This window comes from uncultured Caulobacter sp. (genome assembly GCF_937900395.1).
Lineage (GTDB): Bacteria > Pseudomonadota > Alphaproteobacteria > Caulobacterales > Caulobacteraceae > Caulobacter.
Map to the genome: position 1 here is coordinate 47,082 of NZ_CALCDX010000152.1, position 23,513 is coordinate 70,594.

General features: G+C 68.4%; 24 protein-coding genes. 15 read left to right on the plus strand and 9 right to left on the minus strand.

The annotated features are described in order from the left end of the window. Positions 1-153: 153 nt before the first annotated feature. A complete protein-coding gene (locus Q0379_RS12880; RefSeq protein WP_299009230.1) occupies positions 154-1,062 on the minus strand; it encodes a hypothetical protein in 909 nt (302 codons plus the stop codon). Positions 1,063-1,209: 147 nt separating this feature from the next. Between Q0379_RS12880 and Q0379_RS12885 the strand changes: the two genes are divergently transcribed. Then, positions 1,210-1,824 (plus strand): glutathione S-transferase, encoded by a 615-nt coding sequence (locus Q0379_RS12885; protein WP_299009232.1) that lies wholly within the window; start codon positions 1,210-1,212, stop codon positions 1,822-1,824. A 9-nt stretch (positions 1,825-1,833) separates the two neighbouring features. Here the strand turns inward: Q0379_RS12885 and Q0379_RS12890 are convergent, their stop codons facing one another. The 3 genes from Q0379_RS12890 to Q0379_RS12900 form a co-directional block, all read right to left on the minus strand. Then, on the minus strand, positions 1,834-2,718 hold the full coding sequence (locus Q0379_RS12890; protein WP_299009234.1) for a hypothetical protein: 885 nt from the start codon (positions 2,716-2,718) through the stop codon (positions 1,834-1,836). Then, positions 2,719-3,474, minus strand: a complete 756-nt coding sequence (locus Q0379_RS12895; protein WP_299009237.1) for a hypothetical protein — start codon at positions 3,472-3,474, stop codon at positions 2,719-2,721. 67 nt (positions 3,475-3,541) lie between these two features. Next, a complete protein-coding gene (locus Q0379_RS12900; RefSeq protein WP_299009240.1) occupies positions 3,542-4,480 on the minus strand; it encodes a hypothetical protein in 939 nt (312 codons plus the stop codon). A 99-nt stretch (positions 4,481-4,579) separates the two neighbouring features. Between Q0379_RS12900 and trmFO the strand changes: the two genes are divergently transcribed. The 10 genes from trmFO (at position 4,580) to Q0379_RS12950 (ending at position 14,571) form a co-directional block, all read left to right on the plus strand. After that, complete coding sequence (trmFO, locus tag Q0379_RS12905) at positions 4,580-5,980, plus strand: methylenetetrahydrofolate--tRNA-(uracil(54)-C(5))-methyltransferase (FADH(2)-oxidizing) TrmFO (protein ID WP_299009243.1); 1,401 nt, start codon at positions 4,580-4,582, stop codon at positions 5,978-5,980. A gap of 78 nt (positions 5,981-6,058) precedes the next feature. Continuing rightward, positions 6,059-7,102 carry a cyclopropane-fatty-acyl-phospholipid synthase family protein gene (locus tag Q0379_RS12910; RefSeq protein ID WP_299009247.1) on the plus strand — a complete coding sequence of 348 codons (1,044 nt, stop codon included), beginning with the start codon at positions 6,059-6,061 and terminating at the stop codon, positions 7,100-7,102. Beyond that, the gene (locus tag Q0379_RS12915) at positions 7,099-7,506 is read left to right on the plus strand and encodes a DUF2177 family protein (RefSeq protein ID WP_299009250.1); all 408 of its coding nucleotides are present in this window, start codon (positions 7,099-7,101) and stop codon (positions 7,504-7,506) included. Before Q0379_RS12910 ends, Q0379_RS12915 begins: the two co-directional genes overlap by 4 nt. A 78-nt stretch (positions 7,507-7,584) precedes the next feature. After that, positions 7,585-8,631, plus strand: a complete 1,047-nt coding sequence (locus Q0379_RS12920; RefSeq protein WP_299009253.1) for a mechanosensitive ion channel domain-containing protein — start codon at positions 7,585-7,587, stop codon at positions 8,629-8,631. Between the two features lie 170 nt (positions 8,632-8,801). Beyond that, positions 8,802-10,055: an allantoate amidohydrolase gene (locus Q0379_RS12925; protein WP_299009256.1), complete on the plus strand. Its 1,254-nt coding sequence runs from the start codon at positions 8,802-8,804 to the stop codon at positions 10,053-10,055. Next, positions 10,052-11,275: an alanine--glyoxylate aminotransferase family protein gene (locus Q0379_RS12930; RefSeq protein ID WP_299009259.1), complete on the plus strand. Its 1,224-nt coding sequence runs from the start codon at positions 10,052-10,054 to the stop codon at positions 11,273-11,275. The genes Q0379_RS12925 and Q0379_RS12930 overlap by 4 nt, the downstream gene beginning before the upstream one ends. Further along, positions 11,272-12,186: an allantoinase PuuE gene (gene puuE / locus Q0379_RS12935; protein ID WP_299009262.1), complete on the plus strand. Its 915-nt coding sequence runs from the start codon at positions 11,272-11,274 to the stop codon at positions 12,184-12,186. Before Q0379_RS12930 ends, puuE begins: the two co-directional genes overlap by 4 nt. Then, positions 12,183-12,707, plus strand: coding sequence for a 2-oxo-4-hydroxy-4-carboxy-5-ureidoimidazoline decarboxylase (uraD, locus tag Q0379_RS12940; protein WP_299009265.1), 525 nt, complete (start codon positions 12,183-12,185; stop codon positions 12,705-12,707). The genes puuE and uraD overlap by 4 nt, the downstream gene beginning before the upstream one ends. Further along, positions 12,707-13,894, plus strand: coding sequence for a urate hydroxylase PuuD (locus Q0379_RS12945; RefSeq protein ID WP_299009268.1), 1,188 nt, complete (start codon positions 12,707-12,709; stop codon positions 13,892-13,894). The genes uraD and Q0379_RS12945 overlap by 1 nt, the downstream gene beginning before the upstream one ends. After that, the gene (locus Q0379_RS12950) at positions 13,891-14,571 is read left to right on the plus strand and encodes a TetR/AcrR family transcriptional regulator (RefSeq protein WP_299009271.1); all 681 of its coding nucleotides are present in this window, start codon (positions 13,891-13,893) and stop codon (positions 14,569-14,571) included. The genes Q0379_RS12945 and Q0379_RS12950 overlap by 4 nt, the downstream gene beginning before the upstream one ends. 200 nt (positions 14,572-14,771) lie before the next feature. Here Q0379_RS12950 and Q0379_RS12955 read toward each other — a convergent pair whose 3' ends face one another. The 3 genes from Q0379_RS12955 to Q0379_RS12965 form a co-directional block, all read right to left on the minus strand. Further along, positions 14,772-15,488, minus strand: coding sequence for a YceI family protein (locus Q0379_RS12955; protein ID WP_299009274.1), 717 nt, complete (start codon positions 15,486-15,488; stop codon positions 14,772-14,774). Between the two features lie 103 nt (positions 15,489-15,591). Further along, positions 15,592-16,770, minus strand: a complete 1,179-nt coding sequence (locus Q0379_RS12960; RefSeq protein WP_299009277.1) for a calcium-binding protein — start codon at positions 16,768-16,770, stop codon at positions 15,592-15,594. 131 nt (positions 16,771-16,901) lie between these two features. Further along, complete coding sequence (locus tag Q0379_RS12965) at positions 16,902-17,855, minus strand: acetamidase/formamidase family protein (protein WP_299009279.1); 954 nt, start codon at positions 17,853-17,855, stop codon at positions 16,902-16,904. Positions 17,856-18,078: 223 nt separating this feature from the next. On the opposite strand from Q0379_RS12965, the gene Q0379_RS12970 reads away from it, so the two are divergent. From Q0379_RS12970 to Q0379_RS12985, 4 genes are read left to right on the plus strand one after another with little or no spacing between them, the layout of a single operon-like run. Beyond that, a complete protein-coding gene (locus Q0379_RS12970) occupies positions 18,079-18,297 on the plus strand; it encodes a hypothetical protein (RefSeq protein ID WP_299009282.1) in 219 nt (72 codons plus the stop codon). Continuing rightward, positions 18,294-19,688, plus strand: a complete 1,395-nt coding sequence (locus tag Q0379_RS12975; RefSeq protein ID WP_299009285.1) for an AtzE family amidohydrolase — start codon at positions 18,294-18,296, stop codon at positions 19,686-19,688. Before Q0379_RS12970 ends, Q0379_RS12975 begins: the two co-directional genes overlap by 4 nt. Continuing rightward, entirely contained in the window at positions 19,685-20,101 is a 417-nt protein-coding gene (hpxZ, locus tag Q0379_RS12980; RefSeq protein WP_299009288.1) for an oxalurate catabolism protein HpxZ, read from the plus strand. Before Q0379_RS12975 ends, hpxZ begins: the two co-directional genes overlap by 4 nt. A gap of 9 nt (positions 20,102-20,110) precedes the next feature. Beyond that, positions 20,111-21,082, plus strand: coding sequence for a nucleoside hydrolase (locus tag Q0379_RS12985; RefSeq protein ID WP_299009293.1), 972 nt, complete (start codon positions 20,111-20,113; stop codon positions 21,080-21,082). Positions 21,083-21,211: 129 nt separating this feature from the next. Here Q0379_RS12985 and guaD read toward each other — a convergent pair whose 3' ends face one another. Together guaD and xdhC are read right to left on the minus strand one after the other, a co-directional pair. After that, positions 21,212-22,507, minus strand: a complete 1,296-nt coding sequence (guaD, locus tag Q0379_RS12990) for a guanine deaminase (RefSeq protein ID WP_299009295.1) — start codon at positions 22,505-22,507, stop codon at positions 21,212-21,214. Then, positions 22,504-23,511: a xanthine dehydrogenase accessory protein XdhC gene (xdhC, locus tag Q0379_RS12995; protein ID WP_299009298.1), complete on the minus strand. Its 1,008-nt coding sequence runs from the start codon at positions 23,509-23,511 to the stop codon at positions 22,504-22,506. The genes guaD and xdhC overlap by 4 nt, the downstream gene beginning before the upstream one ends. Positions 23,512-23,513 lie beyond the last annotated feature (2 nt).

Sequence of the window (23,513 nt, forward strand, 5' to 3'; positions counted from 1 at the left end):
TGAGCCATATCTAAAGTGTCATCCCGGAAGCCTCGCAGAGGCTATCCGGGACCCAGGGGCCAAGCGCAGTGCGCCTGCCCTGGGTCCCGGCTCTCCGCGCTTCGCGCTACGGCCGGGATGACACGGATAATGCGGAGTGGTGGCGACTGAACCCTACCAGCCGCCGCCCGGCGCCCCGCCGGACGCCCCGCCCTTCAGCTCGCGATAGATGGTCGGCGCGGGGCCGAAGACGATCAGGGTGGTCAGGATCGAGATCAGGCCCGAGAACAGCGCCTGGACGATGCCCGCCGGCGTGAAATAGGCCTGCAGCGAGCTGGTGTCGGCGCGCAGCATCTTGCCGGTGGCCGAGAGATCCCCCGAGGCGATCAGGCCGATGGCCGAGACGATCGTCCAGATCAGCAGCACGACGATGATGCTCATCACCACCGCCAGCAGATAGGCCCCCAGCAGCGGCCAGAAGAGCCCCTTGGTCTCGGGCATCGACTTGAAGACCGTGATCTTCTGGGTCTCGAACGTGACCGCCGGCGCGAACGACAGTCGCACCGCGAGGTAGATCACCGCGCAGAACGAACCGACGAGGCCCAGCAGCGCCAGGAACGCCCCGGTCGGTCCGCCCATCCCGCCCAGGAAACCCGCGACCAGCGAGCCCGCGAACAGCACGCCCATCAGGACCAAGCTGGTCAGCACCCAGACGGCGGCTTGGCGGAGCTCCTGCTTCCCGAGGCGCAGAAAGGCGAAGCGGCTGTCCTGCGGGCGAAGCACCAGGCGGTTGAGGGCGCCGAAGATCACCCCGTTCACGACCAGGCTGTAGGGCAGCGACCACAGCATCAGCGGCGTCAGATCCGCGATAAGCCGCAGGGCCTCCTCCGGGTCCGGATTGTTGTTGTCGGAAAGGTACGACATCAGGGCTTCGAGCTTCACCCCGAAGTACTGAATCGCCAGCACATTGGAGATGATCGACAGCACCGTCATCACCGCCGCCCAGACAGCGATGGCCTTCAAGTTCTCCCGCACCAGTCGAAAACCGGAGAAGGCGGCGTCGGAGGCCGAGAACCTGGACATGTCGTACTCTTGCTTTGCGGACAGGCCCTAGCCCTAACAAGGTTCGCGCCGCTTCGACAGAGCCGACGACACGCTTTTTCGCACGAGCTTGCGATGGTCGCGCCCGGGCCTCTAACATTCGTTTGAACCGGGAGAGGAAACGCGATAATGAAGCTTTACGGCGAGGCGATGCCCGCGCCCAATCCGCGCCGCGTGCGGATCTTTCTGGCCGAGAAGGGACTGGAGGTCCCCGAGGTCCACATCGGCCTGCGCCAGGGCGGTCATCGCCAGCCCGAGCACCTGGCCCGCAATAGCCTTGGTCAGGTGCCGGTGCTGGAGCTCGACGACGGGACCACGATCAGCGAGACCGTCGCCATCTGCCGCTATTTCGAGGCGCTGCACCCGACACCGCCGCTGTTTGGCGTCACCGCGCTGGAGCAGGCTCAGGTCGAGATGTGGAGCCGCCGCATCGAGCTGCGCCTGATGGTCCCGATCAGCATGTTCTGGCGCCACGCCCATCCGTTCACGGCGCATCTGCTCAAACAGTACAAGGACTTCGGCGAGTCCAATCGCGAGACCGTCGACAAGACCCTGATGTGGCTGGACCGCGAGCTGTCCGACGGCCGGCCCTACCTTGCCGGCGAGACCTATACGATGGCCGACATCGTGGGACAGACCACGCTGGACTTCGCCGACTTCATCGGCCTGCCGACGCCGGCCGAGGCGCGGAACGTGCTGGCTTGGCGCGAGCGGATGGCCGCCCGGCCGACCGCCGGTGCCTAGACCCGCGGACTAGTCGTGCAGGCCCGCGTCGATCTCGTCCTGGTTTAGGTGGACGAAGGCCTTGGCGGGCGCCGAGGCCAGGATCACCGTCTGCAGGGTGAGGAAAATCGGCGCCAGCAGCATGTTGGCCAGCAGGAACAGGATCAGGCGCGGGTGGCTGGCGACGACGCCGCCCGCCTCCGGCTCCACGCCGCCGCTAATCAGGTTGCCCACGACGCTCGACACCATGGCGCCCAGGACCGACACCAGCGCGGTCAGGGCGATGGTCATGGCGAACATGGCCAGCAGGCGGAAGAACTGCCCGTGAGTCTGGATCCAGGCGGCGCGGACGTCGATGTGATGATGCGAGAAGGCGTGCGGCCCCAGCAGGGACAAACGCACGGCGACCCACAGGGACAGGCCGATGACGGCGAGCGCGCCGAGGGTGGCGAACCAGCCGGCGGCGGCTCCCGACAAAAGCGCCGCGCCCAGCACGACCGCGCCGGACGGAATCACGGTGACGCCGAGGGCGGCCGCCCAGGTGATCAGCGAGACGATCAGCAGCTGCACCTCCTCGCGGCCCAGGCGCAGATAGGCCAGGCGGTCGTTGTCGGGCTCGACCACGGAGCGGATGATCGCCGCCTGCAGCACCGCGCCCAGCACCAGGGCCAGGGCGATCAGCAGCACCATCGCCCCGCCCAGATGGGTGACCAGATCGAGCAGCTCGCGCGGATCGGCCGAGCCGACGCGGCCAGCCAGCGCCGTGCGTCCCTCGTCGCCCAGCACGATCTTGGCGATCAGGCCCAGGATCGGCAGCATGACCAGGGAGAACGCCGCCCAGGCCAGCACCGCCAACGGCTTGCGCCGCATGATGCGAAGACCTTCAAGAGCCGCGTCGGTGGGGCGAACTGACATCTAAGCGTCCTGCGAAACCGCGCTTTGGCGGTAAAGATGAGCCATCATAACCGACCAGATCGGCGCCATCACGACATAGGCCAAGATGGCGGAGCCCGCCGTCGAGACAACTCCCCGCGGCGGCGCGAGGGCGTAAAGCAGGTTGGCCGCCATGGGCAGCGCAAAGACGCCCGGAAGCAGCAGAATCGGAACCTTGCCCTTGGTCAGCGGAAACGCGCTGAGCACCCGGATCCCGGACTCGGCGACCGTGGCCGGCGCGGTGAAGGACAGGCGCAGCGCCAGCCAGGTCAGGATCGCCAGTGCGACCAGCGGCGCGAGCCCCGCGACGAAGCCCGCAGGTCCGGCGTTGGCCAGCGCCGCCCGCCAGGCCTGGGCGGAGCCGACATCCAGCTGAGGGGCGCTGGCGCGGGCCACGCCCAGCGTGATGGCGCCGATCACGATCAGCAGGATCGAGCCGATCAGCAGGAACAGGCCCAGTCCCATAAGGTGCGCCCCCAGCAGGCGCCACTCGTCGCGCCCCCAGCGCAGCCCGTTGATCCCCCGGCTGCGACCGAAGGCATGGCGATACAGCGCGCCTTGCGCGATCACGATGGCGACCAGGACGACCAGCGGGCGAAGCGCGAGCGGCAAGACGTTCGTCGAGACCGTCAGGGCCACCGCCACGACCAGGGCGGCCAGGCATGACGCCTGCGCCGCGCCCATGCGCGAGATCGCCGCCTTCAGCAAGCTTCCGACGCTCGCCGATCCGTCCGTCATCCGATCAAGTTCCCTTCCGCGCCGCCCACCGCCGAGTCGCGCGAGCCCTGACAATCTAAGGCCTTGGCTAGGCCTTGGCGGTCAAGGCCTTATGCGCGGTCGCCCAGGGCGCCCAGAACACAGCCTGCAACACGGCGCTGAACACGGCCGACAAGGCGCCCAATCCCAGCAGCCACGGCCACAGCTCCGTCAGCAGCGTGATGGGCGGCCGCGAGATGAAGGCTTCCAGCGCGCCGGGCCCGCGGATCGCCTCCAGCGAGCCGCCCGCCGCCACGACGACGCCGAACGCCGCGGCGCCGACCAGCATCTCCATCAGCAGGATGAAGATCACGACCAGCAGGGCCATGCCCAGCAGGCGCCAGCCCTGGCCGCGGGTCAGGGTCCAGGACTCGAACAGGCGGAACTGAGCGTCGACGAAGGTCATCGGCGCGGCCAGCGACAGGCGCAGCGCCACCCAGATCAGGACCCCCGCCGCGATCGCCGTCGCCGAGCTGGCCACGATGATCGCCGTCGTCTTCGCCTGCTCGCCGCCGCTGACCGCGACCACCGCCGTCAGGACGATGACCAGCAGGGCGACGATGAAGACGACGATCATGGCCAGCACCTGCTCCACGACGAACAGCAGGGTCATCCACAGCTCGCGGCCGCTGATCCGCAGGAAGGCCCAGGCCGAGGCTTCCGGCATCAGCACCGCGCGGAAAATCGCGCCGCACAGCACCGCCCGCACGAACGAAGACCACAGCCAGTAGAGGATGTTCAGGGCGGTCATGCTCGACTGAGTCCGCATGAAATCGTCGAACATGCCTGGATCGGTCGCGCCGGTTTTCTGGGTCAGCGCCATCTGGATCAGACGCGCGAACTCCGGGCCGAGCCAGAAGAGGCCGACAATGGCCGGAACGATCAGCCCCACCACCAGGGCCAGGGCCCAGCCGCCAACGGCCAGGGGATGTCGCGCGACCACGCCAAAGCCCGACGTCGCCGCCTCGCCCACCGCAAATCTCGCCATGTCCCCTCCCCGGGCTGGCCCACGCGCGAACCCCGCGCCGCGAAGCAGTCAGCCTACACGAGGTTTCGCCAAGCGACAGCCGGGGGTATAGGGCGCCTCATGACCACGAATTCGACCTATCAGCCCGTTCACGTCGTCGGCGGGGGCTTGGCCGGCTCCGAAGCCGCCTGGCAGATCGCCCAGAGCGGCGTGCCGGTGATCCTGCACGAAATGCGCAAGGACGACGCCAGCGGCAAAGTCACCACCGACGCGCACCAGACCGACGGCCTGGCCGAGATGGTCTGCTCCAACTCTTTCCGCTCGGACGACTGGCAGTTCAACGCCGTCGGCCTGCTGCACGCCGAGATGCGCAAGCTGGACAGCCTGATCATGTCTTGCGCCGACCAGCACCAGGTGCCGGCCGGCGGCGCCCTGGCCGTCGACCGCGACGGCTTCTCGGCCGAGGTGACGAAGCGCCTGTCCGAACATCCCCTCGTGACGATCGTCCGCGAGGAGATCGCCGGCCTGCCGCCGGCGGAGTGGGACAACGTCATCGTCGCCACGGGCCCGCTGACCTCGCCCGCCCTGGCCCAGGCCATCCTGGACCTGACCGGCGAGGGCCAGCTGTCGTTCTTCGACGCCATCGCGCCGATCATCCACTTCGAGTCCATCAACATGGACATCGCCTGGCGCCAGTCGCGCTACGACAAGGAAGGCCCCGGCGGCGACGCGGCCGCCTACATCAACTGCCCGATGAACAAGGCGCAGTACGAGGCCTTCATCGACGCCCTGCTGGCCGGCCCCAAGTCCGAGTTCAAGGAGTGGGAGAACGTCCCCTATTTCGACGGCTGCCTGCCGATCGAGGTGATGGCCGAGCGCGGCCGCGAGACCCTGCGCCACGGCCCGATGAAGCCGGTGGGCCTGACCAACCCGCGCGACCCGACCGTGAAGTCCTACGCCATCGTCCAGCTGCGCCAGGACAACGCCCTGGGCACCCTTTGGAACATGGTCGGGTTCCAGACCAAGCTGAAGCACGGCGTCCAGGCCGAGACCTTCCGCATGATCCCGGGGCTGGAGAACGCCCAGTTCGCGCGCCTGGGCGGCCTGCACCGCAACACTTTCATCAATTCGCCGAAGCTCTTGGACAAGTCGCTGCGGATGAAGGCCCAGCCGCGCCTGCGCTTCGCCGGCCAGGTCACCGGCGTCGAGGGCTATGTCGAGAGCGCGGCCATGGGCCTCTTGACCGGCCGCTTCGCGGCCGCCGACCGCAAGGGCGCGCCGCTGGACGCGCCGCCGCCGACCACCGCCCTGGGGGCTCTCGTCGAGCACATCACCGGCGGCCACCTCGAAGGCGGCAGCTTCCAGCCGATGAACATCAACTACGGCCTGCTGCCGCCGCTGGAAGCGCCCAAGGTCGATGAGGACGGCAAGAAGATCCCGCTCAAGGAACGCGGCCGCGCCAAGAAGCGGCTGATGAGCATCCGGGCTTTGAACGACTTGGACGCCTGGGCCAAGGCCTGACGTAAAAGGCCGCCGCCTCCACCCATCCGCGGGCGTTGTCCCCTCGTAGCTGTGAAGGCTAGCGAGGGAGAATGGCCCATGAGCTTGGTGAAGGCGGCGATCCACGCGTTCGAGGACGCGCCCATGCCGGACGCGGTCTCGCGCGCGGCCATCGACTTTCTGGTCGGTGACGCCCGCCGTCGGCTGGGCAAGGCCCCGCCCGGCGCCTCTGCCGCCTTCGCGCGGGAGATGGAGGCGCGGCCGATCGCGACCCACACCGACGCGGCCAACGCCCAGCACTACGAGCTGCCCGCCCCGTTCTTCGAGGCGGTGCTGGGTCCGAACCTGAAGTATTCCAGCGGCCTCTATCCGCCCGGCGTGACCACCCTGGCCGAGGGCGAGGCGGCCGCCCTGCGCGAGACCGCCGAGCACGCCGACCTGCGCGACGGGCAAGAGATCCTGGAGCTGGGCTGCGGCTGGGGCTCGCTGTCGCTGTGGATGGCGGCGCGCTATCCGAACGCCCGCATCACCTCGGTCTCGAACTCGGCCTCGCAGCGCGCCTTCATCGAGGGCCGAGCAGCGGCGCGGGGTCTCGACAACCTGACGGTCGTGACGGCCGACATGAACGACTTCCAGACCGGCGAGCGCTTCGACCGCGTGGTGTCGGTCGAGATGTTCGAGCACATGTCCAACTGGCGCGCCTTGCTGACCCGCGTGCGCGGTTGGCTGAAGCCGGACGGCCTGCTGTTCCTGCACGTCTTCACGCACAGGAACACGCCCTACCGCTTCGAGGTCGATGATCCGGCCGACTGGATCGCCCAGTACTTCTTCAGCGGCGGCGTCATGCCCAGCCACGACCTGCCGCGCCAGTTCCCGGACCTGTTCACGGTCGAGACCGACTGGCGCTGGAGCGGTGAGCACTACGCCCGCACCGCCCGCCAGTGGCTTGAGAACTTTGACGCCAAGCGCGCGACGATCGATCCGATCCTGGCTGAAGTCTACGGCCCCCACGCCACCGTCTGGCGTCGCCGCTGGCGGCTGTTCTTCCTGGCCACGGCCGGCCTGTTCGGCCACCGCGGCGGCGAGGAATGGGGCGTCAGCCACTACCGCATGCGTCCCGTCGCCATGGAGAGCGGACAATGATCAAGATCATCGCCGCCTATCTGGGCACGGGCCTGACCATGCTGGTGCTGGACGCCATCTGGCTGACCCAGATGATTCCGCGCCTCTACCGGCCGCGCATCGGCGAACTACTGGCTGAAAAGCCGTCGCCCGCGCCAGCGGTCGTCTTCTACCTGCTCTACGTCGCCGGAATCGTCCTGTTGGCCGTCCTGCCCGCGCTACGCGAAGGCGGCTGGAAGCGGCTGTTGATCCACGCGGCGGCGTTCGGCCTGGTCGCCTACGCCACCTATGACCTGACCAACCAGGCGACGATGAAGACGTGGTCCACGACCATCACCCTGGTCGACATGGCCTGGGGAACCTTCATCACCACGGTCTCGGCCAGCGCCGGTTTCGCGGCCGCGCGTTGGGCCCTGACGCGGTAGTTCGGGGAGCCATGCCGGGCGACGCGCGTTCGCCTGGGCATGCAAGACCTCTTCACTTGGCTCGCGGGCTCAGCCGCCATGGTCGCCTGGGCTCCGCCGTGGCTGGTCAGTCTCGTCCTGATCGCGGTCGCGGTGCTGCTGGCCCTGATGATCCACGCGTTCGCGGTTCGCCTGGTCCGCCGCACGGTCTCCAAGCGCGAGGCCTTCTGGCAGGCGCTGATCGCCCGCACGCGCCGGCCGACCCGGCTGGCGATCATCGTGGCGGCGCTGGGCCCCGCAGTCTCGGCCGCGCCGCTGACCGGCGGTCAGGCGGACGCCGCGCGGCACGTGTTGCTGGTGCTGTTCATCCTGCTGCTCGGCTGGATGTGCCTGACCGCGCTCGACATCGGCGCGGCCCTCTACCTGCGCGGCTTCAAGATCGATGTCGAAGACAACCTGCTGGCCCGCAAGCATGTGACCCAGGTGCGGATCCTCCGCCGGGCCGTGGCCATCCTGGTCGGCATCGTCACCCTGGCCCTGGCCCTGATGACCATTCCCGGCGTGCGGCAGTGGGGCGTCAGCCTGCTGGCGGCTGGCGGCGCGGCCAGCCTGATCGTCGGCCTGGCCCTGCAGCCCCTGCTGACCAACCTGATCGCCGGCATCCAGATCGCGGTCACCCAGCCGATCCGCATCGACGACGCCGTGATCGTCGAGAAGGAATGGGGAAACATCGAGGAGATCAACGCCACCTACGTCGTCGTCCGGCTGTGGGACTGGCGGCGGATGGTGCTGCCGCTCAGCTACTTCATCCAGAACCCGTTCCAGAACTGGACCCGCGAGAGCTCGGCCCTGATCGGCACGGCCATGCTCTATGTCGACCCGGCCGCACCCGTCGACCGCCTGCGGGAAAAGCTCAGCGAGATCGCCAAGGCCTCAAAGCTCTGGGACGGCAAGGTCGTCAACCTTGCCGTGACCGACCTGACGGCCGAGGTCATGGAAGTTCGCTGCCTGGTCAGCGCTCGCAACGCCGGCCAGGCGTTCGACCTGCGCTGCGAGGTGCGGGAAAAGATGATGGCCTTCCTGCGCGACGAACTGCCCGAAGCCTTCCCCCGCCGGCGCCTGGCCCTGGCGGCTGGCGAGGCCTGAACGGCGCCGCCCTTCCGTAAGTAAGCAAATTATGACTTATGAAGAGGCGCCGGTCGCTCGACATGGCGCGCGGGCAGGCGCCTTGGCGGCAAGGTCGCACCGGAAGCGCTTGTCGCGACGAGACGGCGGGCGCAGCCTGCTAGAGCTTAGGGATGGAGGCCAAGGCGGACTTGACCGGGGGTTTCAACATCGGCGCGAGGGCCAAGACGCGCTGCGACTTGCTGGGCGCGCCGCCCTATAGCGAGGTCGAGGGCCAGCTGACGCGCCGGTTCCTGACACCCGCCCACGCCGCCGCCCTGTCGGCGCTGGAAGATTGGATGCGGCAAGCCGGCATGAGCGTGCGCCGCGACGCCGCCGCCAACCTGATCGGCCGCTACGAGGGCGAAACGGCCGACGCCAAGACGCTGATCATCGGCTCCCACATCGACAGCGTCCGCAACGGCGGGCGGTATGACGGACCGCTGGGGATCATGCTGGGGATCGACGTGGTCGAGGCGCTGCATCGGGCGGACCGTCGCCTGCCCTTCGCGATTGAGGTCGTGGCGTTCGGCGACGAGGAAGGCTCGCGCTTTCCCGCCTCGATGAGCTGCAGCCGCGCCATCGCCGGAACGCTGGACGCCCTGACCTTGCAGATGAAGGACGCCGACGGCGTCTCGGTGGCCGAAGCCCTGGCTGCGTTCGGCGGCGATCCGGCCAATATCGCCCGCGCGGCCCGAGAGTCCGAGGACGTGCTGGCCTTCCTCGAAGCCCACATCGAACAAGGCCCGGTGCTGGAGGCCGAGGGTCTGGCGCTGGGCGTCGTCACCGCCATCGCCGCCCAGAAGCGGCTCATGGTCAAGATCGTCGGGACCGCCGGCCACGCGGGCACGACTCCGATGGCCCTGCGCAAGGACCCCGGCCCCGCCGCCGCCGAATGCGTCTTGGCCCTGGAGCGGATCTGCCGCGCGGGGACCGACGGCCTGGTCGGCACGGTCGGCCGGATCAGCGCCATGCCCGGCGCCTTCAACGTCATCCCGGGCGCGGTCGAGTTCTCGATGGACATCCGCGCCGAGACCTCCACGACCCGCGACGCCGCCGTGGACGCCATCTGCGCCGAGATCCACGCGATCGCCGCCGCGCGCGGCCTGACGGCCGAGATCCATATGATGCAGGCCCTGGCCGAGAGCCCCTGCGATCCGTCGCTGATCGGCCTGCTGGAAGAGGCGTTGGGCGAGCTTTCGCTCCCCGTACGGCGCCTGCCCAGCGGCGCGGGCCACGACGCCATGGTGATGGCCGACCTCTGCCCGACCGCCATGCTGTTCATCCGCTGCGAGGGCGGGATCAGCCACAACCCGGCCGAGGCCGTGACCGAGGCCGACTGCGCCTTGGCGGCCCAAGCCATGCTCACCTTCATCGACAAGCTAGAACGACGCGAACGCGCATGACCGAGACTTTTCACGAGCTAGACCACCCCGCCCGCCTGCTGATGGGTCCCGGCCCGATCAACGTGCACCCGCGCGTTCTGCGGGCCATGTCGGTGCAGTTGCTGGGACAATTCGACCCCGAGTTCACCGGCTACATGAACGAGGTCATGAGCCTCTATCGCGGCGTCTTCCAGACGAAGAACCGCTGGACCTTCGCGATCGACGGCACCTCGCGCGCCGGCATCGAGGCGGCGCTGGTCTCGACGCTCTGCCCCGGCGACGACGTCGTGGTGGTCAATTGCGGCCGCTTTGGCCTGCTGCTGGCCGAGATCGCCGAGCGTTGCGACGCCAAGGTCACCTTCGTCGAAGCGCCGTGGGGGACGGTCGTCGATCCGCAGGCGGTCGAGGACGCCGTCAAGCGCGTGAAGCCGCGGCTGGTGGCCTGCGTTCACGGCGACACCTCGACCACCATGGCCCAGCCGCTGGACCAGATCGGCGCGATCTGCCGCGCGTATGGGGCGCTGATGTATGTCGACGCCACCGCCACCCTGTCGGGCATGGACGTCCCGGTCGACGCCTGGGGCGCCGACATCGTCACCGCCGGCCTGCAGAAGTGCCTGGGCGGCCCCTCGGGTTCGGCCCCGATCACGATCAGCGACCAGGCCGCCGAGCACATCTTCTCGCGCCGCCATGTCGAGAAGGGCCTGGCTGGAACCGGCGGCGCGGCGGGGAACGGCCGCCGCATCGCCTCCAACTACTTCGACCTGGCGATGATCATGGACTACTGGTCCGAGAAGCGCCTGAACCACCACACTGAATGCGCCCCGATGCTGTTCGCCGCCCGCGAATGCGCGCGGCTGGTGCTGGAAGAAGGCCTTCCGGCCCGCTTCGACCGTCACGCCAAGGCCGGCGCGGCCATGACCGCGGGCCTCGAGGCGATGGGCCTGTCCATCTACGGCGACAAGGCCCACAAGATGACCAACGTCACCGGAATCTGGACGCCCGAGGGGGTCGACTACGACCGGGTGAAGGCGCGGATGCGCACCGACTTCGAGATCGAGATCGGCTCGGCCTTCGGCCCCTTGACCGGCAAGATCTGGCGCATCGGGACCATGGGCGTGAACGCCCGCAAGCACGCGGTGCTGCAGACCCTGGCCGCGCTGGAGGCGGTGCTGCGGTGGGAAGGCTTCAGCGCCCCGGCCGGCGCGGGCGTCGATGCGGCGGCGAAGGTGTATGGATGACCTACCCCCGCGACCTCATCGGCTACGGCGAGCATCCGCCGCATCCGCGCTGGCCGAACCACGCCCGCGTCGCCGTCCAGTTCGTCTTGAACTACGAGGAAGGCGCCGAGCGCTCGGTCCTGCATGGCGATCCGGTCAGTGAGTTCTTCCTGTCGGAAATGATCGGCGCCCAGCCCATTCCCGACATGCGGCACATGTCGATGGAGAGCCTGTACGAATACGGCTCGCGCGCCGGCTTCTGGCGCATCCGGCGGCTGTTCGATGAGTTTCGCCTGCCGCTGACCGTGTTCGGCGTCGCCCAGGCCATGCAGCGCAACCCGGACGCCGTCGAGGCCATGATGAAGTCCGGCTGGGAGATCGCCAGTCATGGCTATCGCTGGATCGACTACCAGCACTTCACGCCCGACCAGGAGATGGAGCACATCCAGCGCGCCATCGAGATCCAGAAAAGCCTGACGGGCGAGCGCCCCCTGGGCTGGTACCAGGGCCGCACCAGTCCCAACACCGCGCGCCTCGTCGCCCAGGAGGGCGGCTTCGTCTACGACGCCGACAGCTATGCCGACGACCTGCCCTACTGGGGCGACCAGCATGGCCGGCCACAGCTGATCGTGCCCTATACCCTGGAAGCCAACGACATGCGCTTCACCGCGGCGCAGGGCTTCAACACCGGCGAGCAGTTCTTCACCTATCTGCGCGACGCCTTCGACGCCCTGTACCTGGAGGGCGAGACCTCGCCGAAGATGATGAGCGTCGGCCTGCACTGCCGCGTGGTCGGCAAGCCCGGCCGCATCGGCGCGCTGCGGCGGTTCCTCGAGCACGTCACCAACCACAACCACGTCTGGGTGGCCCGGCGCATCGATATCGCGCGGCATTGGATCACCGAGCATCCGTACAAGGAGGGCAAGGCATGAGCGGCGCCCCGCCCCTGACCCTGGCTCGGCTGAACAGCATGAACCAGACCGGCTTCACCACCGCCCTGGGCTTCGCCTTCGAGCTCTCGCCCTGGGTGGTCGAGCGCGCTTGGAGCGAGCGTCCTTTCGCCAGCGTCGAGGCGATGCACGGCGCGATGATGTCGGTCCTTGAAGCGGCGACCACCGCCGACAAGCTGGCCCTGATCCGCGCCCACCCCGAGCTCGCCAGCAAGGCCGCGATCGCCAAGACCCTGACCGCCGAGAGCAACGCCGAACAGGCCAGCGCCGGCCTCGATCGGCTGACGCCCGAGGAGTTCGCGCGCTTCCACGACCTGAACGCCGCCTATCGCGACCGCTTCGGCTTCCCGTTCATCATCTGCGTGCGCCTGAACGACAAGGCTTCGATCCTGGCGGCGATGCAGGCGCGCCTTTCCAACGATGAAGCGAGCGAGATCGCCGAGGCCATCCAGCAGATCGGCCTCATCTCCAAGCTTCGACTGCTCGACGCGGTGAAGATCTGATGGACTACGATTTCGCCGGTTGGACCGGCATGGCCCTACGCTGGCTGCACGTGGTGGCGGGCGTCGCCTGGATCGGGGCGTCCTTCTACTTCGTCTGGCTGGACAACAATCTGCGCGATCCCAATCCGCCCAAGGACGGGGTGAAGGGCGAGCTGTGGGCCGTGCACGGCGGCGGCTTCTACCACTCGCAAAAGTACATGGTCGCGCCGGCGCACATGCCCGAGCACCTGCACTGGTTCAAATGGGAGGCCTACACCACCTGGCTGTCGGGCTTCGCCCTGCTGACCGTGCTCTACTACTGGCAGGCGGGGGTCTATCTGATCGATCCGGCCAAGCACGCCTTCACCCAGGTCCAGGCGATCGGGGTGGGCCTGGCCTTCATCTTCGGCGGCCTTCTGACCTACGAGGCCCTGTGCCGCTCGCCGCTGGGCAAGAACGGCAAGCTGTTCGGCGTCGTGTGGTTTTCCGTCCTCACCGCCGCGACCTGGGCCCTGACCCAGCTGTTCTCAGATCGCGGGGCCTTCATCCACGTGGGCGCGATCATCGGCACCTGCATGGTCGGGAACGTGTTCCTGGTCATCATCCCCAACCAGCGCAAGATCGTCGCCGACATGCTGGCCGGCCGTCCTGTCGATCCGCGCCTCGGCGCCATGGGCAAGCAGCGGTCGGTGCACAACACCCACATGACCCTGCCGGTCATCTTCATCATGATCAGCAACCACTATCCGGCCATCTCAGGACACCCGAAGGCCTGGCTGCTGCTGGCGATGATCAGCGCCGGCGCCATCGCGATCCGCTACTTCTTCATCCAGCGGCACTTCGGAAAGATCCGCCATGAGCTGCTGTTCGTCGGCGCGCTGCTGATCTTCGGCGCCACGGCGATCGCCTCGATGAAGCCCAAGGACAGGGTCGAGGTCAGCGGCGAGGTCCCGTTCGCGACCGCCCAGGGAATCATCCAGAAGCACTGCGTCATGTGCCACAGCGCGGCGCCCACCCACGCCGGCTTTTCCGCTCCGCCTTTGGGCGCGACCTTCGACACCCCTGCGCATATCCGGACCTACGCACCAAAAATAAACGAACGCGCGGTCCTCTCGACCAGCATGCCCCTTGGCAACGAGACCGGCATGACCGATGAGGAGCGCGCCCAGCTGGGTGCCTGGATCAAGCAGGGAGCCAAGATCCCGTGACGACCGACGCCGTCCTGGACGCGAACACCAAGGCCGAGGGCGAGGCCGCGCCCCGCAAGCGCAACGCCGAGCGGACGCGCAAGGCGATCCTCGCCGCCGCCCTGAAGGAGTTCGCCCAGGCGGGTTTCGCGGGGGCCCGGATCGAGAAGATCGTCAAGGCCGCCAAGTGCAACATCCGGATGCTGTACCACTACTTCGGGGACAAGAAGGGCCTGTACATGGCCGTCCTCGAAAGCGCCTACATGGACCTGCGGGCCCGCGAGGCCGAGTTGAAGATCGACTTCGACGAGCCGCTGGAAGGTTTCCTCGAGCTGCAGCGCTTCACCTTTGACTACTTCGAGAAGAATCCGAAGTTCGAGGGGCTGCTGCGCAATGAGAACCTGCAGCATGGCAAGTTCGCCTCGCAGTCGCGCGTCGTGACCGAAACCGCCTTTCCGCTGCGGCGCACGATCGAGGCGCTGATCAAGAGCGGTCAGGACAAGGGCGTGTTCGGGCCGAACCTCGATCCCGTGCAGATCTATGTGACCATCGCTGCCATGAGCCGCTTCCACCTAGCCAATGGCTATTCGCTGTCGGCGACGCTGGACACCGACATGAGCGCGCCCGAGTGGCGCAAGGCGCGGCTGGACCACGCCCTGGCGCTGCTGGAAGGCTATCTGACGCGCGGCGCGCGGTAGGTTCCTCCTAGCTATCAAGACCAAATAACAGCCTTCCTGGGCCTTGTGCCCAGGACCCATGCTGACGGCGGCTTCGGATTCTCAAGATGAATGGCTGCCGATAGGCCCAGATCACTGGTCAGCCTCTGAGGCGCGGAACCATGGGTCCTGGGCACAAGGCCCAGGAAGGCGGGAGTTGATGACCACTTTTCTTCTTTGACCTACTGAGCCGCCGCCGCCGGCGGCGCATTGACCAGCGGCGGACCGGTGAACTCCGCCTCGATCTGAACCTCGACCTCGTCGCCGACGCCCATGGTCGTGCCGGGCGCCGGAACGCCGAAGGCGATGCCGAAGTCCGAGCGCTTGAAGACGCCCTTGGCCGAGAAGCCGACGCGGGCGTGCGGATCCATCGGATGGCCGGCGTAGCCGCCGTTATAGGTCACGTCCAAGGTGACCGGCTTGGTGACGCCATGCAGGGTCAGGTCGCCGGTCACCTTGCCGGTGTCTGGCCCCGTCACCTCGACCTTGGAGGAGCGGAAGGTGATCGACGGATAGGTTCCGGTGTTCAGCCACTGCGGCCCGATCAGATCGGCCTGGAAGCCAGGCGGCGGCGACGGCAGTGTCAGGGACTTCGGGTCGATCGTCGCCTCGATCGCGCTGGCGACCGCGTTGTTCTGATCGAACCGCAGCTTGGCGTCGAAGGTCCCGAACGCCGCCGTGTAGTGCGAGAAGCCCAGGTGGCTGACCCGGAACACCAGGCTCGCATGCGACTTGTCGAGCACATAGTCGCCGGCCGGGATGTCGGCCTTGGGCGGCTTCAGCGCGGTGGAGGCCGGCGGCGCGGCGACCAGCGGCGGCTCGGCCGCCTTCTTGTCGTCGGTTGAGGGCGAGCAGGCTGCCAGCGCCAGCAGCGCCACGATGGGCAGGATCGTCTTCATGCGTCTTCCTCCCTCCCCTTGATCGGGGGCGCGCGACGCAGAAGGCCCCTACGCCGACGAAGCGTCAACGTAGGGGCGCGAAGGAAGTTGCCTCTGGCGTCGGTCAGAGGCCGAGGATCGAGGTGGCGTCGATGGTCGAGAGGTTGGCGCCCATCAGGACAATGATGTTGTCATAGGCGTCGCCTTCATCGCCAAGATCGGTGAAGAGTGTGACGCCACCGCCCATTTCCACGGCCACATACCGAACGCCGTCCGCCGCGAACGCCGCCTCGATCGCCGAGAAATCCAGCGTCGGCATTTCGATGTAGTTCGTGTTGGAGCCAGCGGGGCTGTTGTAGAACAGGATGTGATCGTCCGCGGTCATATCGGTAATCGTATCCACGCCGTAGTAGGGCGCATCGCCATTGGCGAAGGCGAAGGTGTCCGCCCCGGCTCCGCCGGTCAGCGTGTCCGCGCCAAGACTGCCGAAAAGGAAGTCATCGCCACCGCCGCCCCTTAAGACGTTCGCGTTTATGTCACCCAGCAAGCTGTCGCCGGCGTCGGTGCCAGTGATATTCTCGACATTCGAGATCGTGACGAGCACCCCAGGGGCGATCGTCTGCGCGCCCTTGTTGAGGTCGACCATCACCCCCGCCGCAAAATTCGCCGTGCTCTCGACGAAGGCGAGCGTGTCGCTTCCATCTCCGCCGTCGATGACGCGAGTCGTGACGTAGTTCGTCACCTCAAGAAAATCGTTCCCCGCCCCGCCTAGCATGGTGTCGTTGGAATTGCCGCTCTGGATCGTATCGTCGCCATCGCCGCCGATCATCAGCGAACCCGGCGCTGCGGCTCCGAAGATGCCGCCAGTGACGATGTTGTCGTTCCCAGCGCCGCCGTCGAGGATGTCGGCGCCGCCTTTGCCCTCGATGAGATCATTACCCGCGCCGCCCGACAGGTAATTGTCGCCAGCATTACCGACCAGCCAGTCGACCCCGGACGAGCCAATGATGTTCTCGATCGAAACGAGGGTGTCCACAAGGCCGCCCACAGGACCGATCACCGAAGCAAATTGCCCCAGCAGATTGACCATCAGAAAGGAGAACGGCCCGACGGGTTCGGCGTCCTCATAGCTGACCGTGTCGCTGCCCGCGCCGCCGTCCAGGGTGTCGTAACCTGCTCCGCCGATCAGCAGGTCGTCACCCTCGCCGCCCTGCAGCGTGTCGTTTCCGCCCAGCCCCACAAGGGTGTCGGCGTCAGCGCCGCCGACCAGCAGATCATCACCTTCGGTTCCCACAAGATACATGGCTAGCCTCCCCGCTCCGGAAGTGGAGCGGAGCCATTGGCGGACAACCTAAGATTTATCTCAAGTGAATTTTTCCACCTCAGGAACAGTAACCAAGAGGCACAACCAGCAGGAAACCATGGTCGCCGCCGCTAGAACAGCAGCCCCTTCTTCAGCAACGCGTGGACCCCCTTCTCGCCGTTCACGGTCTGGGTGACGCGGAAGTCCACGGCCAGGGAGCAGAACTGATAGGCCTGGACGCGGGTCAGGGACGAGCGGGCGATGATGAAGTCGATCGTCTGGCGCAGGGCCTGCTTCATGGCCAGGTCCAGGTCCTCGTTGAAGCCCATCAGGATGTAGTGGGTCGGCGTCTCGGCGCGCGGCCAGGCGAAGGCGCCGATGTCGGCGGCCTTATGGAGGATGAAGGTGAAGGTCCCTGTCAGGCCCATCTCCAGCGCGTTGACGCAGACCTCGCCGTCGCCCTGGCGGCCGTGGCCGTCGCCGACCGAGAAGTTCGCACCGGGGACCCAGACCGGCAGATAGAGGGTCGAACCGGCGACCAGCTCCTTGTTGTCCATGTTGCCGCCGTGCTCGCGCGGCTCGCGGCTGGACAGGCGGCCGTAGCGCGCGGGCGGCGCCACGCCCATCGTGCCGAAGAACGGGGCCAGAGGCAGCTCGGGGCCCCACTCCGGCTTGCAGACGCCGCGCGCGCGATCAACGGCGATGTGGCTGACGTAGCGCTCGGGGAAGTCCTCGGGGATCGTGCCGGCCAGCGGCCGGACGGCGCAGTAGCCCCAATCGTTGTTGGGCTCGATCGCCTCGATGCGCACCTCCAGCGTATCGCCCGGCTCGGCGCCGGCGATGGCGACGGGACCCGTGAGGATGTGAGGGCCGATCCGCTCGGGCTTGCTGTCGTGGATCGCCTGGAGCGCGGCGGGGATGGCGTGGGGCGAGCCGGTCGGCGGCATCACCTCGACGCCGCCCGAGACGCACTCGAAGGTGACGCTGTCGCCGGACGCCACCGTCAGCACGGGATCGAACGCCGCGTCGAACATGCCGAATCGGATCGTGTCGGGGGTCGAGGCCAGTCGGTGATGCGCCATCAAGTAAGCCTTCTATTACTCGATCATCTGGCGCCGGCTCGCGCGCGATCCCAAGGGCGCTCGGATCCGGCGGGGCGCGATTGGACCGCCATGCCCTTGCGGCGGGCGAACGGCGGGCGAAAGTGGCGCGCGCTTGGGCGATCACCGGCGCGTCGGTCACAGGGACTGGCGTGGTCGATGGACCCCGGTGTATGAAGTTTTTTCTTACTTATGGAGCCTCGCCCGGATGGCGCTCGACGCGGAGACACAGGCCTTCCTCGATCTGGCCGAGGGCGAGATCGCGCCCTGGACGGCGGCGCGGGCCGCCGAGCGAGACCTGCCGATCCCCACCCAGGCGTTGGCGGGCGTGATTGACAACGTCGCCCTGCTCCGCGCCCAGACCCGTCTGTTCGTCGATGCGCTGGGCGAGGCCGCCGGCCAGACGCCGGAGCCGTTCCAGCCGTGAGCTTCGCCAGCGCTCTCCAGATCGCCGAGGAGGTCCGCGCGGGCCGCGTCACCGCGCGCGCCGTCACCGAAGCCGCCCTGTCGCGGATCGCCCAGCAGAACGGCGAGATCAACGCCTTCACCGCCATGACTGCCGACCGAGCCTTGGCCGCCGCCGACAAGGTAGACGCCGCCCGCGCCGAAGGCCGTCCGCTCGGTCCGCTGGCGGGCGTCCCGTTCGCGGTGAAGAACCTGTTCGATATCGCGGGCCTGCCCACCCTGGCCGGCTCGAAGATCCGACGTGAGGCCGCGCCGCCCGTGCGCGACGCCACCCTCGTCCAGCGCCTGACCGCCGCCGGCGCCATCCTGGTCGGCGCGCTGAACATGGACGAGTTCGCCTATGGCTTCGTCACCGAGAACGCCCACGACGGCCCGGTGCGCAATCCGCACGATCCGAGCCGGATTGCTGGCGGCTCGTCCGGCGGTTCGGCGGCGGCCGTGGCGGCCGGGCTGGTCCCGCTGACCCTGGGCTCGGACACCAACGGTTCGATCCGCATCCCAGCCGGCCTGTGCGGCGTCTTCGGCCTGAAGCCTACCTACGGCCGACTGTCGCGCCAGGGCGTCTTTTCGTTCGTCGAGAGCCTGGATCACGTCGGCCCCTTCGCCGGCTCGGTCGAGGAGCTGGCTTTGGCCTATGACGTGCTGCAGGGCCCCGATCCCGAGGGCGATGCAATCTGCGTGCGGGAGGCCGAGCCGCTGTCGAGCCGCCTCGACGCCCTGGCCGAGCAGCCGCTGCGCGTCGGCGTGCTGGGCGGCTGGTTCCGGCAAGGCGCCTTCCCGGAGGTGTTGGAAGCGCTGGATCAAGCAGCCCAGGCGCTGTCGGCCAACCGCGAGGTGATCCTGGACGGCGCCCAGGCCGCCCGCGCCGCCGCCTTCTGCCTGACCGCCTTCGAGGGCGGCGAGCTGCACCACGACGACCTGGCCGCTCGCGCCATGGACTACGACCCGGCCGTCCGCGACCGCCTGCTGGCCGGCGCCCTGCTGCCCGAAGGCGTCGCCGAGGCCGCCCAGCGCTACCGCACGATCTTCCGCGACCAGGTCGCCGAGGCCTTCCAGCGCTATGACGTGCTGCTGGCCCCCGCCTCGGTCTGTCCCGCCCCGCCGATCGGCCAGGCGACCATGGAGATGGACGGCGTTCCGGTGTCCGTCCGCAAGAACCTCGGCGCCTTCACCCAGCCGATCAGCTATATCGGCCTGCCGGTCGTGGCCGCGCCGGTGAACCGTCCGGGCCAGTTGCCGATCGGCGTCCAGATCATCGCGCCGCCCTGGCGCGAGGACCTGGCCTTCGCGGCGGCGCTTCGCCTGCAACGCGCCGGCGTCGTGGCCGCCAATCCGCCGAAAGCCTTCGCATGATCATCAACGATCCCGCCGTCCTGGCCGAGGTCACGGCCCTGGTCGACGCCTACGAGACGGCGCTGATGACCAATGACGTCGCGGCGCTGGACGGCGCGTTCTGGAACTCACCGCACGCGGTGCGCCTGGGCGTGGCCGAGAACCTCTGGAGCTTCGACGAGATCGCCGCCTTCCGCGTCGGCCGCGCTGGCGGCTCGCCGGCTCGCACACGGCTCCGCACGGAGATCACGACCTTCGGGTCGGACTTCGCGACCGCCAACGTCCTGTTCCAACGCGACGACACCGGCCGCATGGGCCGCCAAAGCCAGACCTGGGTCCGCACGGCCGACGGCTGGAAGATCGCCTCGGCCCACGTTTCCCTGATGCAGGAGGGCGCTGATCAACGGCTCGCCTCCCCGAGCGAAAAGCGCTAGAGCCCCGTAATGACGACCCCGACCAAGATTATCTTCGACACTGATCCCGGCATCGACGACGCGATGGCGCTGCTGTTCATCGAGGCGAGCCCCGTGCTCGACCTGATCGCGGTGACGACCATCTTCGGCAATTCCGACATCGACACCACCACGCGCAACGCCCTCTATCTGAAGCGCCGCTTCGGCCTGAAGGCGCCGGTCTACAAGGGGACCGACAAGCCGCTGGTCCGCCCGCGCAATCCCTCGCCGACCTTCGTGCACGGCGAAAACGGCCTGGGCGATGTCGAGCTGACGGGCCTCGTCCCCGAACAGCCCGAAGCCAAGCCGGCCCACCAAGCGATCATCGACCTGGCCCGCCAGTATCCCGGCGAGGTCGTGCTGTGCGCGGTCGGTCCGCTGACCAACCTAGCCCTGGCGCTGCAGGCCGATCCCGAGGTCGCCACCTTGCTGAAGTCCGTGGTGATCATGGGCGGCGCGTTTGGCGTGGCCGGCAAACCGGGCAATGTCACGCCCGTGGCCGAGGCCAACATCTGGAACGACCCCGAGGCCGCCGACCAGGTCTTCACCGCCCCCTGGAACCTGACCGCCGTCAGCCTGGACGTAACGACCCAGGTCGTGATGTCGCCCGCCTACATGGAAGCGCTCGCCGCCTCGGGCAGCGACGCCGGCGGCTTCCTGAACGCCATCTCCAAGCCCTACGCCGCCTTCTACGGCGGCCGAGACGGCATCGTCGGCTGCTGCGTCCATGACGCGGCCGCCGTGGCCTTCGTGATCGACCCGACGCTGTTCACGGTGCGCCGGGGGTCCGTGCGCGTGGTGACTGAGGGCATCGCTCTGGGCCAGACCTGCCAGAAGGTCGAGGGCGAGCTGTTTGGCCCGTCCGCCTGGGACGACCAGCCGATCCAGGCGGTGACCGTGGCGGTCGAGGGCGAGCGGCTGCTGAAGCTGTACGCCGAGACGATGACGGCCAAGCACGGGTGAGACCCAAAGTTCCTCCCCCGCATCGCGGGGGAGGTGGCCCAGAGGGCCGGAGGGGGCTAGTTCGGCCGATTTCCAGCTCGCCCCCTCAGTCGCTTCGCGACAGCTCCCCCGCATCGCGGGGGAGCATCTTCAGGCGCCCCGCCTATACCGCTCCACACCCGCCAAATACGTCCGCGCCACAACCCGATCGTCCCCCAGCACGGTCAGGGCGAAGAGCTTGTCCTCCAGCGTCACCGCCGCCGCCAGCCGACGCGCGATCAGCGGCGTCGCCGCCAAGTCCAGCACCAGGAAATCCGCCTCCTTGCCGGGCGCGAGGTTGCCGATCTTGTCGCCCAGATCCAGCGCCCGCGCCCCGCCCAGCGTGCCAAGATAAAAAGCGTGGAACGGATCCAGCGCGTCGCCGCGCAGCTGGCCGACCTTGTAGGCCTCGCCCAGGGTGTGGAGGATCGAGAAGGTCGTGCCGGCGCCCACGTCCGTGCCCATGCCGACCTTCACGCCGTGGGCGCAGGCGTCCTTCAGCGGGAAGAGACCCGAGCCCAGGAACAGGTTCGAGGTCGGGCAGAACGCCGCCGCCCCGCCCTTGGCGGCCAGCCGCTGGAAGGCGTCACCGTGCAGGTGGACGCAGTGGGCGAAGACCGAGCGCTCCCGCAACAGGCCGAAGCGGTCGTAGACGTCGAGATAGTCCCTGGCCGCCGGAAACAGCCGCGCCGTCTCCGCGATCTCGTGCGGGTTCTCCGACAGATGGGTCTGCATCCAGACGCCGGGATGAGCGGCCAGCACCTCGCCGGCCATCGCCAACTGTTCGTCGCTGCAGCTGATCGCGAAGCGCGGCGTCACCGCGTAGCCGAGACGCCCCTTGCCGTGCCAGTCGGCGATCAGCGCCTCCATGTCGGCGCGGCTGCTCTCGACGGTGTCGGTCAGCCCCTCGGGCGCGTTGCGATCCATCAGCGTCTTGCCGGCGATCAGCCGCATGTCGCGCGCAAGGGCCTCGGCGAACAGGGCCTCGACCGAGACCTTGTGCACCGAGCCGAAGACCAGGGCCGTGGTCGTGCCGTTGCGCAGCAACTCGTCGAGGAAGAAGGTCGCCGTCTCGGCGGCATGGTCGGCGTCGGCGAACCGCGCCTCGCACGGGAAGGTGTGCTGCTCCAGCCAGTCCAGCAGTTGCGCCCCATGAGCGGCGATCACGTCGACTTGCGGGAAGTGGATGTGCGTGTCGACGAAGCCCGGCGTGATCAGGTAGCCGGTCAGGTCCTCGACCGGGGTATCGCCCAGGCGCGGGGCGAGGTCGGCATAGGCGCCGCAGGCGGCCACGCGGCCGTCCTCGACCAGCAGCAGGCCGTCTTCGTGGAAGGCGACCGCCTCCGCGCGCGAGGTCTGGGTCGGGTCGTCCAGCAGGTGGAGGATCGACCCTCGATAGGCTTTCACGTCGTCGAACTCTCGTCGTTGCGCACGCGCGCGGCTTCCTGGCGCATCAGGAGGTCGGCGGCCACCGAGACCGCGATCACCTCCGGCGCCTTGCTCTTCAGGCCTGGCAGGCCGATCGGACAGGTCAGGCGGGTCAGCACGGCTTCGGAGAAGCCATCATCGCGCAGCCGGCTCATGAACCGGGCGCGCTTGGTCTTCGAGCCGATCACCCCGAAATAGCCAAAGCCCCCGCCGGCCAGCCCGGCCGACACCAGGGCATAGTCCAGGGCGTGATCGTGGGTCAGCACAAGACCATAGGCGTCGGGCGCCGCGCCCATCGCCTTGGCGGCCATCTCGGCCGGCTCCAGCACCGTGACGCCGGGGATCTCGGCGGTCTCGGGGCGGCTGTCGTACCAGAACAGGCGGAACGGCAGCGGCTCGAAGGCGCGGGCGATCGCCTGGCCGACATGGCCAGCGCCGAACAGCAGCAACGGCGGTCGCGGCGCGTCGGCCCGCTCGACCAGCTCGTCGCCCAGTTCCGGCCGCGCCCCGCGCGCGCTGGCCGGCGCGCCGGCCAGGGTCACGGCGGGCGCCTCGTCCCGCGTCGCCAGGATCGGCGCGATGGTCTTGCCCAGGGCGCCGGGGTCGAAGCGCGTGCGGACCTCGAACGGCTGGGCCGCGTCCATGCGCCGGGCGGCCTCGGTCAGCCAGTCGCGGCTGTTGCCGTCAAGGCGCTCCAGGAACAGGCGCACCCGGCCGCCGCAGCACTGGGCCAGCAGCGGCCCCAGCGGATAATCCTGGATCGCGAAATGCGCCTGGCTCCCATCCAGCATCCGCCGCGCCTGGTCGGCCACCCGGTATTCCAGATTGCCGCCGCCGATGGTGCCGGCCTGGCCGCCCCGCCAGACGACCATCTTGGTCCCCGCCTCGCGCGGGGCCGAACCTTCTGTGGCGAGCACGGTGACCAGCGCGGCCTCGTCATGGGCGTCGAGGCGGGCAAGCGCGGCGCGGGCCCAGTTACGCATCG